We start from the raw sequence: 13,865 nt of genomic DNA, 5'->3' as shown, positions 1-13,865 counted from the left end.
TGATATATTGTGGAACAGGTTACCAAAAGTGCTGGTTAACCAAACCCCAACTAGGAGGGTATTATACTCTAATATTCCACAATGGTTAGGTTATTGGTTAAGTTCTCAAGCGGTGGTACCCGTAACCGGTGCAACTTGAGGAAAATTCATCAAATTCCCCAAAGAGCAAAACTCCTCTGGAATAAAGGCTAGAGGAATGTCCAAAATTCCGTCCTGTGCAATTTTTATCCCCCGGTTCTCTTGATCCAACCATAATTCCAGAAGTTTCCATGACCTGATTTCCTCAAATAGGAACTGTTCATCGGCAAACTAAGGGATTTGTGCCTAAATAAAGCTTTTATTTTCGCCCAAGTCCCCCAGGCAAAGAAGGCTAAATAGGCTAGAATCCACGAATTTACCCTCCTTGGGGATAAATGTCACCATGCCTGTAATAGCTCCATTTTTCCTTAATGGGGTTTATAGGGTCAGCATCACAAGATAAAAAAGACTTTGTGTTCTAAGTCAGAAAATAACCAGTAGCAGCTGAAATTTCCACATTCTACCAGTTTAGGGGAGTAGTGGGAGACTAACGTAGTAAGGTCCCCAAACAGTGCCTTGTGGCCATAAAGACTGACTGTTATATAAGTTTTTCTTATAGAGTTGATGAGAAAAGGATCAAAGGAGAGAGTGATAGGAAGTGGCACATAACGTGATTTGATATTAGAAAGAGTGACTTCTTGGAAGGAAAATATGTCTTACGCGCAAACGAAGACTCAGAGCAAATCTGGGTATCAAGCTGGGGTTAAAGATTACAGACTAACATATTACACACCCGATTACACACCAAAGGATACAGACCTTCTAGCTGCATTCCGGATGACACCCCAACCCGGAGTTCCTCCCGAAGAAGCAGGCGCAGCAGTAGCAGCTGAATCTTCTACAGGTACTTGGACAACAGTTTGGACAGATCTATTAACTGACTTAGATCGTTACAAGGGACGTTGTTATGACATCGAACCAGTACCAGGTGAAGATAACCAATATATCGCTTATGTAGCTTACCCCCTGGACCTATTTGAAGAAGGTTCCGTAACCAACATGTTTACCTCTATTGTAGGTAACGTGTTTGGATTTAAAGCCCTACGCGCCCTGCGTTTAGAAGATTTACGTATTCCCGTAGCTTACCTCAAGACGTTCCAAGGCCCTCCTCATGGTATTCAGGTTGAGCGCGACAAGTTGAATAAATATGGTCGTCCTTTATTGGGTTGTACCATTAAACCCAAATTGGGTCTCTCCGCTAAAAACTATGGACGCGCAGTATATGAGTGCTTACGCGGTGGTCTGGATTTCACCAAAGATGATGAAAACATCAACTCCGCTCCTTTCCAAAGATGGCGCGATCGCTTCTTGTTTGTAGCAGAAGCTATTAAGAAGTCTCAAGCAGAAACAGGTGAAATCAAGGGTCACTACCTAAACGTTACGGCTCCTACCTGTGAAGAAATGCTCAAGCGTGCTGAGTTTGCAAAAGAACTAGAGATGCCTATCATCATGCACGATTACTTGACCGCAGGATTCACAGCTAACACAACCCTAGCTCGTTGGTGTCGTGATAACGGATTGTTATTACACATTCACCGGGCTATGCACGCCGTAATTGACCGTCAAAAGAACCATGGGATTCACTTCCGGGTACTAGCTAAAGCCCTGCGTATGTCTGGTGGAGACCATATTCACACTGGTACTGTAGTAGGTAAATTAGAAGGCGATCGCGCTATCACCATGGGTTTCGTAGATTTACTACGTGAGAATTACGTAGAGCAAGACAAATCTCGTGGTATTTACTTTACCCAAGACTGGGCTTCCATGCCTGGGGTAATGGCGGTAGCTTCCGGTGGTATTCACGTATGGCACATGCCAGCTCTAGTAGAGATCTTCGGAGATGATTCCGTACTACAATTTGGTGGTGGTACCTTAGGTCACCCTTGGGGTAATGCGCCTGGAGCAACAGCTAACCGTGTAGCCTTAGAAGCATGTATTCAAGCGCGTAACGAAGGTCGTAACTTAGCCCGTGAAGGTAACGACATTATTCGGGAAGCTGCCAAGTGGTCACCTGAATTAGCAGCTGCTTGCGAACTGTGGAAAGAAATCAAATTTGAATTTGAGACCGTTGATACCGTCTGATCTAGTGCAAAAGTGCAAGGATGAAGGCTAATAATAACCTCATCCTAAAAATTGCATTATTCCTTTTATCGAGGGGACGGTTCAAATATGAATTTGCGGGAAATTGCCAAAGAGACTGCCAAAACTCTCCAGAGCTACCTAACATACCAGGCGTTGAGGATAGTATTAGTGCAGTTGAGCGAAACTAATCCACCCTTGGCGGTTTGGCTACATAACTTTTCTGCGGGGAAGGTTCAGGATGGAGAGAGATACATCGAAGAGCTGTTTCGAGAGAAGTCGGATTTAGCCTTGCGGATTATGACAGTGCGGGAATACATTGCGGCGGAAATCACAGAATTTTTGCCAGAGATGGTACGGACTAACATACAGCAAGCCAACATGGAGCAGCGTCGTCAACATCTTGAGCGAATAACCCAACTAAGCGTATTTGAACCTCACCCAGATAACAATTTAGATAACCCAGCTGGTTGAAGAATTCTCCATAAAACCAGCACAATCAGTAGTAAACTATAGCCACAGAGCGTTTAGCTATGCAAACCTTACCAAAAGAGCGTCGTTACGAAACCCTATCCTATCTTCCTCCCCTGTCGGACGCCCAAATTGAGAAACAAGTGCAATACATTTTGAGCCAAGGGTATATTCCTGCGGTAGAGTTCAATGAGACTTCTGAACCTACAGAGTTTTTCTGGACATTGTGGAAGCTACCCCTGTTCAACGCCAAAACCACCCGTGAGGTGTTAGGGGAAGTACAGTCTTGTCGTTCTCAATACGGCAACTGCTACATTCGGGTTGTGGGTTTTGATAACATCAAACAGTGTCAAGTATTGAGCTTTATTGTTCATAAACCTACCAGATACTAATATGTAGGAGAGTTAGGGGATTTAATTCTCTATCTCATCACGCCTGTCCGCTCATTAATGTCTACCCAAACCTACTCAGACCTTAACAATCTGGGTAGGTGGGGTAAGCGTGCATGACTCCGCCGTAAAAAAGAGTTACCTACCATCAGGTAAGGTTGGCTACGAAAGACAGATCATGACACCTACAAGTTGACTCCAGTTTGTAGCTCTGTCGGTAACTTCAACAAAAGGCGAGACATCTTAGAAAGCCCTCTGAACTACCATGACAAGCCTGTTTTTCATTGTCGAGTTAAACTATGTCCAGAAATTGTCGAAGCCAACCCCCTTACCAAGGGGGGTGTCAATACTTACTTGATGTTAAACTTTAAACTAGTTATAAATTAATTCTATGGAATTTGCCAAGTAAATTATCAAGTATGGATAACAACCTAATTATCATTTATCTTTCAATATTTGTTGGGTTACTTTTGTTTGCGGCCATTAGTGTTTTTCGTCAGGTTCTCAAAACCCGCAAAACTGAAAACTCCCTTGAGCGCTTAAAAAATAAATTGACCAAGGAAAAGGGTTCCGCCCAGGAATATTACGAACTAGCAAGTATTTATTCCGAGAAAAAGGTTTTTAGCCAGGCTATTACCCTCTACCAAAAGGCTATTAAAGCAGCTGAAGAAGAGGAAGAAAAGGATATTGCTCCTGTATATAATGCCCTGGGTTATGTTTACTTCTGTCAAGACCAATATGATTTAGCTATTCGACAATATAAAGAAGCAATCAAGTTAAAACCAGACTATGTTACTGCTTTGAATAATCTTGCCCACGCCTACGAGAAGAAAAAGCTCCCCTTGCAAGCTTTACAAGCTTACCAAGAAGCAGTTAAATTTAACCCGAATAATCCTATTGCCAAAAGACGTATTCAGTCTTTACAAAGATTAGTTTCTAACTGACTCCGGCTAAAGCGATACCTGTCAAGAGGTTTAATAGGAACTCTTCAACCAACCTTGCGCTATGTAATCAGCTATTAAGTCATTCACTCTTGTTCTTAGTTCATCATACTGCAATCCTTTAGGCATCACTACTGATAATGGCTCTACTGACAGTCTGTCTAGTAGTATTTTGTATTGGCTATATTGAGTATGTGGTTCTATCCAACCTTGGAATACAGTAGAGTCTGCTGCACAAGCGTCTACTTGACCATTATCTAATAGTTTTTTGGCTTCTAGGTAAGAATTCACGCCCACCAACTCCCCTTGGGGAATAGCATATTTAACATGGGGAATAGTGCTGGAATAGTTGAGTACGCAAATCCGACGGTTATTGAGGTCTGATGGTTTTTGAATAGCAGGGTTTTTTGTCACTATGGCTGTGCCATCATAGTAATAAGGGATACTCAAGCTAACTATGCGGGAACGAGATGGAGTAGCAGTAACTCTTGCTATGGCTAAATCCACCCTATGGTTGAATACTGCTGGTAGACGTTCAATATTAGTTACCGGTTGCAATTTAACCCTAGAACCCTGGGAATCACCCAACAAGTCCCTAGCCAAACGTTTGGCCAAATCAATTTCCAGACCCTGTAAATTGCCCTGTTTATCCCTAAATGCTAGGGGAGGAATGTTATCCTTCACTGCAATGGTTATGTACCCCCTTTCTTGAATTTCCTGCATGGTTGCTGCCAAGCTGGTATTTATTGTGCCAGGTAGGGGTAAAAGCACGCAGGAAAAAAGTAAGATAGTTAGGGGGAGGAAACTTAACGAAAAAAGGAAAAATTTCATTGTTTGGGTGCATGGTTTGGCAACCATTTTGCATCTAATATTTGCTCTAAAGTGCCCATGGGAATTTCCGGTAAACTACTTAAAGGAATTTGTGATTTATCCGCAAATATTTCCCTAGCATCTTGGTAACATTCTAACAGAACTTCATCCAGATAATTTTTCAGACTGGGACTCTCTTCCAGCTCATCTTGAATTTGTTGGCGAAAATTACGGATTTCACCTCGCCAATGAAATTTGTTTCTATCTATTTCAGATTCCCAGTAGGTTAGTTTAAGCAAATGCTCACATAGATTCCTTAAAAGACTTTTAAGTTTCCTCTTTTCTGAGCGACCTAAGTCCCATACCTCTTCAATGAGATTTTCCCAGTCAATAGACGTAAAATCACGACTTTGCAGTTGGTTAACTGTTTCTAGTACCCACAGATAGTAATCCGTTTTGTATAGACTCATAAACAACTAAAATGGAAATGGCTCGATACTTTTTTGCCAACCAAGGGGTATAAATCGGTGCACGAAGAGAAATTCCTCGCGCACTTAACTAACTAATTACCTTTTACAGAACTCGCTAATTCAGCTACCTTAGCAAAAGTAGTAGGATCTAACACTGCCAATTGTGCTAACATTTTCCGGTTCAACTCCACATTAGCTTTTTTCAAGTTGCCAATTAACTGACTGTAGCTTAAACCTTGTTGTCTAGAAGCAGCGTTAATTCTTGTAATCCACAAACGACGAAAATCACGCTTTTTCTTTTTTCTATCTCTGTAGGCACTTCTGAGTGCCTTCATTACCTGTTGATTAGCAGTTCTAAATAGGGTGGAATGGGATCCTCGAAAACCCTTGGCTAATTTGAGGATTTTGTTGCGACGGTTACGAGCAACATTACCGCGTTTTACACGAGTCATTTTTACTTTACCTGGATGATTTCAACAATTTCAACAACTTTAACTATTTCAACTATGGACTAACTAAATAGCTAACTAATCCCAAAGTTGACAAGACTTATAGATAGGGCAACATTAAGCGCACATTATCTTCATCCCTTTCGTCAACAACTGCCATTTTTGACAGACTACGCTTCTTGCCAGATGTTTTATGTTCTAACAAATGGTTTTTGAAGGCTTTGCGACGCACAATTTTACCGCTACCAGTGACGCGGAATCTTTTTGCTGCAGCTTTTCGGGTCTTGAGTTTAGGCATGGTGGCTCATAATTGACACAATCCCTTATTATATATCATAAGAACTAAAATGGGAGAACTAAAAAATTAGAGAGGTAATTAGCTAGTTAATCAATTGACAACTTTTACTGACTATTGCTATACTCTAGGAGCAGAATAATCAGGTGAAAATCCCGGCTTTAAGTCACCTCTAAGGAGTCTAGTGAAAAATTATTCTGTCTAGTAAAGACGGCGAGAACCAAGCCGCAGACGAATAAAATTGCGCGAGAAATCTATCTATGCGCTATCGCGAACGTGCAGTGATTGATACGCCTTGGTTAAGAAAAAGTCTTAACTTATGTATTTGTTAGCATTGATTAGCAAAAAAGTATCGGATATATAATGTTTGATTATACTAAGGCAAAGCAATTCTATCTGGATAAACAAAGGTCACTTCAAGATGAGCGTCACCTTCTTTGGCAAAAGGCTAAACTGGACTCGGAAAGAATTGTCACCATGATTATTCAGGACTACGCGCCTAAACAAATTATTCAGTGGGGGTCGGTTTTAGCGCCAGAACATTTCTCCTCTGTCTCTGATATTGATTTGGCAGTGTTGGGTATTGAACCTTTGGTTTTTCTTCGCTTGTTTGCAGATGCAGAAGCTATGACTAACTTTTCTTTAGATTTGATTCGTTGGGAAGATATTCATCCTGCTTTTCAACAAATCCTCTTGCTTAAGGGTAAAGTCATTTATGCATCATGATAGTTTACCGGTTCTAATTGCAGAAATTGAAGAGAGTCAAAAGGTATTGACAGATTTGGAAAAATTATATAATACCTATAAACCATTTTTTACCGATGAGAGCAAACGAGATATTCGGGATGCAGTTTTGCTGGCGGATATCTTTTGTAATACTTATACTTGTTTAGAAACTATATTTCTACGCATCTCTAGAGAATTTGAAAACCACCTGGATGATTCCCAATGGCATAAAGAACTGCTGCGCAAAATGCGGATTGAGATTCCCGGAATTCGTCAAGCTCTTTTGTCCCACCACTCCTACCAACTATTGGATGAGTTACGACGATTCCGTCACTTTAAAAGATATTACTACGATTTTAACTATGATTGGTCTCGTTTGGACTATTTAGCCAATATTTATGAAAGGGCAATAGCTCTGGTCTTTAATGAATTAACAAGCTATATAGCTTTTTTACAGAACTTGATTAAAATTTAAATCGAATATTAGTAGTGTTGCCATTATTGTTGGGTGGAGAAAACCCAACAGCCAATTTACCAGATATGACCAAATTATGTGGGGTTATATTGTATAACTACATATTGTATTAATCCCTCAACTCATATAGATAAATATGAACAATAAGAAAAAATTATATTTACGGGATGGTAAAATAAGTTTTTTTGTGGTCGAAGGGGTAAAAATGTGGTATTATGAAGGTTAATTACAATGGAGTGTGATCACTTGTAAAAAAATTGCACAGATTTCCACTATGAAAGTATCACGTCCAAGAGACAATAGTCAACCCCTACCATTGAAAAAAAATCGGCGCGTGGGTAAATAGATATCCTCGTCTTCGGTCTCAGTTTCAAGCTCCTCACACATAGCGAAAACTAACTGTGAACCAAATCTTAAAAGTCTCTCTTTGTGAATGTTGAGTATACTGGGGGGAATGTCGATCAGTCTCCTGAGGTTTCCTCAGTCAGCTTTACTGAACCAATGCTTAATTTTGCTATATATATACCTGTTAAAATCAGAAAAAATGCTATCCAATTAAGAGGGCTCAATTTTTCTCCAAAAATTACCCAAGCGAATAAAGCTGTTAGCAAAGGTTCAATGAGCATTAAAAGCGTCACAAAACCCGAAGAAAATTGCTTAAGATTATGAATTAGTAATCCCTGTCCTATAATTTGACACAAAACCCCTAGAGAAATAACTGTGAGCCAAGTTTGCCAAGAGGTTGGAAATAATTGGGTTTCAGTAGTTAATGTAATTAAGAAAGTAAAGCATCCACCCAATAAGCAAGTCCGCAGTAATATAGTGGAGGCTGAAAATTTGGAACGAAGATTTTCTCGAACTAGATAATTGAGAGCATAAAAAACAGCAGATAGAAGAGCTAAACAATCACCATAAAGGGAGTTAACTGCTTCTTGAAAATCTCCAAAACTGATGATAGCTACCCCAATGATTGCTAACGTCATTCCCAATACAAACTTATAATCAAAACGTTGACCAAAGAACAGCCATCCACCTAATACAGCAAAGATAGGGGTGAAATTATGGAGTAAATTAGAATTAGCAACGCTGGTTTGAGTTAATGACAAAGCCCAAAGAAAAATAGTAGCCGTTCCTAATACTGATGACAAAAGAAAAATTCCCCAATCTTTCAACTGAATGGATTTATTCGGGTTAGATGAATTATTCATCCCATATTGAGTTCCTTCCCACAGAGCCAAAACAATTGTAGCTATGTAATAACGATTAAAACTAGTTGCTGCTGGTCCAAGTTCGTTTTCGCTCAGTCGAGTAAAAATTGCCCCAAAGGATAAAATAAAAACTCCTAATAATAACCAAACAAAAGCCCATGAAAATGAATAGTTTTTGGTACTATTTAGTGGTAAACCTGGTTGCTCAAGCATAAGTTTTGAAAGATATTTTATTTGTCTGTTGTATAAAGCATTATACTCGCTACAGGAAGATAATTATAGCTTACTGAACCATAACAGTTAAACTTGAACTGGATATGGCGGTTATCCCTAGAATGGTATAAAATAAGCTAGAAGTATAAGCCCCACGCTCCTACATGCTTAATAATTTAGTAACCGTATCTTAATCAGGTGTATACCGCCATATTTGCTTATACTGTCAGGGCTACAAAAACAGCTTTTAATTCCTGGAAAGAATCTTTTTTAGTCTTATATAAACTGAGCGAATTAGCTAGTTTATAATCCTGTTCGAGTGTTGAAAAGTCATGATTGCTCAAAAGCATGGCAATAGCAACATCTCTCATACTTTCTGATACCTTGAGTGTCTCTCCCAGATAAATCTGCCAATAAACTTCCACGTCACTGTCGAGAATTGGCTTCTCAATTTCTGTCACCACACCCTCCTGCTTTGGATGAATCGAGTAAGCACTATACTTCCATTCACTTCTGTTTTTGAGGATGATTTCAGGATCATCTCCCATCTGTAATTGGAGATGTAATTCGTTGAGACGTACTCCTTGATATGTGTAGAACATTTTTGATACAAGGCCGCCAGGAGTGCGTGCTGCTACTTCCATGAGAATTGGTTCTTCACTGCCTTCTTGTAGGAAGAAATCAATATTGAGTACACCATTTTTGGGATAATCGTGTTCTAAACTTTGCAACGTATCACTGGAGAATTGTCGCAGTTTCTCAAATTTTGGATCTTCCTCTCTAACAACAATATTCCCGATTGCATGACCGTAAATGAAATCATCATTAGGTCGGTAGTGTTTGCAAGCAGCAAAATAACAAGGTAGACCATTTTTCATGACAACACTTGTATTGTATAATTCGCCTCTGATAAATTCATTAAATTCAAATTCATCATCAGAATCTACATTGCTGTTACACCAAGCTTTCAATTCATCAATAGTATGTATTCTTCTAGTTTTTTCGCTTCCCGCACCAATGACAGGCTTGACAAAAATGTCATTACCCAGTTCTTTGATGACAAACTGTAAGTAAGAAATTCCCTCGTGGCGGTATTGGCTCTGATTAAAAATTAGATGCTTTGGTACACGAATGGATGAATTTTTGAGGGCAGATTTGAGGTAACTCTTGTCAGTAAATTGGCGGATCATTGTGGGGCGATCGCCAGCTAAATTTAGAGCTTCACGTAACTGTGCGGCTAATAGTACGGAATACTCATCATTGGTGACAATCCGACAATTATCATCCAGTAGTCCATAAGCTGCCTTAATTTGTTGATAGGTTTGGAGGAGATTTTGCAAATTATAGGGTTCTACAATCTGCACAAGGTTCAAGTGTTGATACTGGGAGGGTATAACCTTACTTATTCCTCTCCTACTACAGAGTAAAACTAGATTTCTATTGCTTGATTGAATCTCTCTAAAATCAGTTTTGCTGGGGAGCATATCATGCAGCACGAAAATAGTCTGCTTATTGGTATCTATTTTATTACTCAAAAAGGCAACTGGATTGGCATCTTCGCGGATCATTTCTTGTACCAACTCGACAATTTCTTGTGAACATCCCCATGATAGAGTTACACCTGCTCCTCCATGTCCATAATTATAAAATACCCGAGTATTTGGCACTCTTTCTACACAAACATTTTCTTCTGTAAATGGTCGCAAACCAGTTCTTACAGGCTCTTGTTCATCAAGTGGGAGTGGTCTTAATTCTTGGAGAAATTGCAAACAACCATCATACATCTGTCGAATAATTGGCACTTCCAAAGATAAGTTTGTATCCCATTGGTCTTGCTGTGCTAATCCTCCTAAAACTACTAAATCATCCCCTCTAGGAACAATGAAAATAATGTCTTGTTCAGAGGATGAAGTTTCATCGTGGGAAATGCAATGAGCATCTGTGATCACTCCACCTAAATTTTTAACTCTGACAAGTGCGCCTCTCAAGGGATACATGGAAGTATCTCCTGTAGTTGCGATAGAACCTAGTCCCGCACAATTAACAATTGCTTTTGCATTGAAGCGACGGAGAAGTTCGTGCTCATTTTGAACTACATTGACAGTAATTTTTTCCTGGATGATTTCACATCCAATATCCTTGACGTATTGCAGTAACCACTTCATGTAGACATCAGTATTTGCCATGGGAGCCATATGCTTAAAAGCATCTTTTATGCCTCCTTGGAAAGTTAAATCAATGGTTTCTTTAACGATGTGTAATCCTCTTTCAAATCCATCAACCTTGTCCTTGAGTTCATTCATCTTGCGAAAATCAGCGGGTCGATTTTCCAAAATATCTCGGAAATAAAAATAGGAGTCCCTTAAATAAACGCCTGTTTCTTGTGAACCAAACTCTGCGTGTATTTCCTTGAATTTATTGTAAGCGGTCATACACCATTCTTTGGAGCGTTCCAGGGATCTAGGAGTCCCATGACGACCACAAACCGCTGGTGGCCATTCCCACAACGCACCTGCGACAACAGAGGTTAAATCAGGGGCGAAACGGTCTGCAATAATAATCACATTAAAACCAGCTTCTCTCAGACAGATAGCGGTTGTTAGACCGCTTACCCCTGCCCCAATTACTAAAATATTGACATCATTATGTTGGTTTGGCACTATCTTTACCATAATTGACTTTTACCTTGCCTAAGCACTAGATTTAATTGACTCTCCGCTCTATAGGATCTACCCAAAGCTACTCAGACCTTTGGTCTTGAATTGTTTCAAACTGCCAACCTCTTACCTTTAGGTATGGGGATTCACCAGACTGGTAGGGTTCAAAATCAAACACTTTTAATTGAACACCAATCTAGTCACAGCCATGTTTCCTAACCTCAATCCGTATGGATTGATGAGTCTTAGGGATGACTTTTGCTCTGTCCGCACGTAGGGGCTTTTTATTTTTTGGGAAGACCAATCCCATTCAAGTTTTATCTAATTTTGGGAAGATTACAACTAGAAATTGTTAATAAATCATAAAGAAAATGGAGTGTGAGCATTTGTAAAAAAAGTGCACAGATTTCGATTGTCGGAGCATCACGTCCAAGGGTCAATAGTCAACCCCTACCATTGAAAAAAATCGGCGCGTGGGTAAATAGATATCCTCGCTTGAAATTAATAGGACTTCCGGTGTAATTACCAAAAATGGGAAAAATCCTGCGGTGCTGTAATAGGAGATAGAAGGAATAGCGATCGCTCTTTCGCGAGGGGAATATCAAATATTAGTAGTATTGAAACACCAGTGGGATATAGATTTCCATTATTGTTGGGTGGAGAAAACCCAACAGGCAATTTACCAAACGTGACCAAATTATTTGGGGTTGTATAACTTAAAATGGTTGTACAATCGTATTAACCCATAAATTCATATATAAATATAAAAGATAAACAATAAGAAAAAATTATGTTTATAGGGGGTTGAGATAAGTTTTTCTGTGGTCGAAGGGATAAAAATGTGGTATTATGAAGGTTGATTATAATGGAGTATAAGCATTTATAAAAAAAGTGCATAGATTTCCATTATCAGAGTATCATCCCCAAGAGACAATAGTCAACCCCTACCATTGAAAAAAAATCGGCGCGTGGGAAATAGATATCCTCGCTTGAAACTAATAGGACTTCCGGTGTAATTACCAAAAATGGGAAAAATCCTGCGGTGCTGTAATAGGAGATAGAAGGAATAGCGATCGCTCTTTCGCGAGGGGAATATCAAATATTAGTAGTATTGAAACACCAGTGGGATATAGATTTCCATTATTGTTGGGTGGAGAAAACCGAACAGGCAATTTACCAAACGTGACCAAATTATTTGGGGTTGTATAACTTAAAATGGTTGTACAATCGTATTAACCCATAAATTCATATATAAATATAAAAGATAAACAATAAGAAAAAATTATGTTTATAGGGGGGTTGAGATAAGTTTTTCTGTGGTCGAAGGGATAAAAATGTGGTATTATGAAGGTTGATTATAATGGAGTGTGAGCATTTATAAAAAAAGTGCACAAATTTCCATTATCAGAGTATCATCCCCAAGAGACAATAGTCAACCCCTACCATTGAAAAAAAATCGGCGCGTGGGAAATAGATATCCTCACTTGAAATTAATAGGACTTGCGGTGTAATTACCAAAGATGGGGAAAATCCTGCGGTGCTGTAATAGGAGATAGATAGCGATCGCTCTTTCGCGAGGGGAATATCAAATATTAGTAGTATTGAAACACCAGTGGGATATAGATTTCCATTATTGTTGGGTGGAGAAAACCGAACAGGCAATTTACCAAACGTGACCAAATTATTTGGGGTTGTATAACTTAAAATGGTTGTACAATCGTATTAACCCATAAATTCATATATAAATATAAAAGATAAACAATAAGAAAAAATTATGTTTATAGGGGGGTTGAGATAAGTTTTTCTGTGGTCGAAGGGATAAAAATGTGGTATTATGAAGGTTGATTATAATGGAGTGTAAGCATTTATAAAAAAAGTGCATAGATTTTCATTCTCAGAGTATCATCCCCAAGAGACAATAGTCAACCCCTACCATTGAAAAAAAATCGGCGCGTGGGTAAATAGATATCCTCGCTTGAAACTAATAGGACTTCCGGTGTAATTACCAAAGATGGGAAAAATCCTGTGGTTCTGTAATAGGAGATAGATGGCGATCGCTCTTTCACGAAGGGGGGATATCAAATATTAGTAGTGTTGAAATACCAGTGGGATATAGATTTCCATTATTGTTGGGTGGAGAAAACCCAACAGGCAATTTACCAAACGTGACCAAATTATTTGGGGTTGTATAACTTAAAATGGTTGTACAATCGTATTAACCCATAAATTCATATATAAATATAAAAGATAAACAATAAGAAAAAATTATGTTTATAGGGGGTTGAGATAAGTTTTTCTGTGGTCGAAGGGATAAAAATGTGGTATTATGAAGGTTGATTATAATGGAGTATAAGCATTTATAAAAAAAGTGCATAGATTTCCATTATCAAAGTATCATCCCCAAGAGACAATAGTCAACCCCTACCATTGAAAAAAAATCGGCGCGTGGGTAAATAGATATCCTCGCTTGAAACTAATAGGACTTCCGGTGTAATTACCAAAGATGGGGAAAATCCTGCGGTGCTGTAATAGGAGATAGATAGCGATCGCTCTTTCACGAAGGGGGGATATCAAATATTAGTAGTGTTGAAATACCAGCGAGAC

Annotated in this window: 12 protein-coding genes and 1 pseudogene; 6 read left to right on the top strand and 7 right to left on the bottom strand. The window is 39.1% G+C overall.

Going from position 1 to position 13,865, the window contains the following annotated elements; translation table 11 throughout:
- Positions 1-729: 729 nt before the first annotated feature.
- From IAR63_RS02760 to IAR63_RS02745, 4 genes are all read left to right on the top strand, one after another.
- A complete protein-coding gene (locus IAR63_RS02760; RefSeq protein WP_187706500.1) occupies positions 730-2,160 on the top strand; it encodes a form I ribulose bisphosphate carboxylase large subunit in 1,431 nt (476 codons plus the stop codon).
- A gap of 87 nt (positions 2,161-2,247) precedes the next feature.
- Positions 2,248-2,631 carry a RuBisCO chaperone RbcX gene (gene rcbX, locus IAR63_RS02755; protein WP_006278198.1) on the top strand — a complete coding sequence of 128 codons (384 nt, stop codon included), beginning with the start codon at positions 2,248-2,250 and terminating at the stop codon, positions 2,629-2,631.
- A 59-nt stretch (positions 2,632-2,690) separates the two neighbouring features.
- The gene (locus tag IAR63_RS02750; RefSeq protein WP_187706499.1) at positions 2,691-3,020 is read left to right on the top strand and encodes a ribulose bisphosphate carboxylase small subunit; all 330 of its coding nucleotides are present in this window, start codon (positions 2,691-2,693) and stop codon (positions 3,018-3,020) included.
- A gap of 416 nt (positions 3,021-3,436) precedes the next feature.
- On the top strand, positions 3,437-3,961 hold the full coding sequence (locus tag IAR63_RS02745; RefSeq protein ID WP_187706498.1) for a tetratricopeptide repeat protein: 525 nt from the start codon (positions 3,437-3,439) through the stop codon (positions 3,959-3,961).
- A 30-nt stretch (positions 3,962-3,991) separates the two neighbouring features.
- Here the strand turns inward: IAR63_RS02745 and IAR63_RS02740 are convergent, their stop codons facing one another.
- From IAR63_RS02740 to rpmI, 4 genes are all read right to left on the bottom strand, one after another.
- On the bottom strand, positions 3,992-4,789 hold the full coding sequence (locus IAR63_RS02740; protein ID WP_235678338.1) for a transporter substrate-binding domain-containing protein: 798 nt from the start codon (positions 4,787-4,789) through the stop codon (positions 3,992-3,994).
- The gene (locus IAR63_RS02735; protein ID WP_096547328.1) at positions 4,786-5,238 is read right to left on the bottom strand and encodes a DUF29 domain-containing protein; all 453 of its coding nucleotides are present in this window, start codon (positions 5,236-5,238) and stop codon (positions 4,786-4,788) included. The genes IAR63_RS02740 and IAR63_RS02735 overlap by 4 nt, the downstream gene beginning before the upstream one ends.
- 92 nt (positions 5,239-5,330) lie before the next feature.
- The gene (gene rplT, locus IAR63_RS02730) at positions 5,331-5,690 is read right to left on the bottom strand and encodes a 50S ribosomal protein L20 (protein WP_006278193.1); all 360 of its coding nucleotides are present in this window, start codon (positions 5,688-5,690) and stop codon (positions 5,331-5,333) included.
- 97 nt (positions 5,691-5,787) lie between these two features.
- On the bottom strand, positions 5,788-5,985 hold the full coding sequence (rpmI, locus tag IAR63_RS02725; RefSeq protein ID WP_009342994.1) for a 50S ribosomal protein L35: 198 nt from the start codon (positions 5,983-5,985) through the stop codon (positions 5,788-5,790).
- 360 nt (positions 5,986-6,345) lie between these two features.
- Between rpmI and IAR63_RS02720 the strand changes: the two genes are divergently transcribed.
- Positions 6,346-6,708, top strand: a complete 363-nt coding sequence (locus IAR63_RS02720) for a nucleotidyltransferase family protein (RefSeq protein WP_181407060.1) — start codon at positions 6,346-6,348, stop codon at positions 6,706-6,708.
- Positions 6,698-7,183 carry a ribonuclease toxin HepT-like protein gene (locus IAR63_RS02715; RefSeq protein WP_187706496.1) on the top strand — a complete coding sequence of 162 codons (486 nt, stop codon included), beginning with the start codon at positions 6,698-6,700 and terminating at the stop codon, positions 7,181-7,183. The genes IAR63_RS02720 and IAR63_RS02715 overlap by 11 nt, the downstream gene beginning before the upstream one ends.
- 363 nt (positions 7,184-7,546) lie before the next feature.
- On the opposite strand, the pseudogene IAR63_RS18865 reads toward IAR63_RS02715, so the two are convergent.
- The 3 genes and pseudogenes from IAR63_RS18865 to IAR63_RS02705 all read right to left on the bottom strand — a co-directional run.
- Positions 7,547-7,615: pseudogene (locus IAR63_RS18865) on the bottom strand (IS607 family transposase); the annotation flags it as partial.
- 29 nt (positions 7,616-7,644) lie between these two features.
- On the bottom strand, positions 7,645-8,604 hold the full coding sequence (locus tag IAR63_RS02710) for a DMT family transporter (protein ID WP_187706495.1): 960 nt from the start codon (positions 8,602-8,604) through the stop codon (positions 7,645-7,647).
- 218 nt (positions 8,605-8,822) lie between these two features.
- On the bottom strand, positions 8,823-11,264 hold the full coding sequence (locus IAR63_RS02705; RefSeq protein WP_235678337.1) for an FAD-dependent oxidoreductase: 2,442 nt from the start codon (positions 11,262-11,264) through the stop codon (positions 8,823-8,825).
- Positions 11,265-13,865: the final 2,601 nt, after the last annotated feature.

The sequence above is a fragment of the Cylindrospermopsis curvispora GIHE-G1 genome, from assembly GCF_014489415.1.
In the GTDB taxonomy this organism is placed as follows: domain Bacteria; phylum Cyanobacteriota; class Cyanobacteriia; order Cyanobacteriales; family Nostocaceae; genus Raphidiopsis; species Raphidiopsis curvispora_A.
This window is presented reverse-complemented; position numbering and strand designations above follow the sequence as displayed.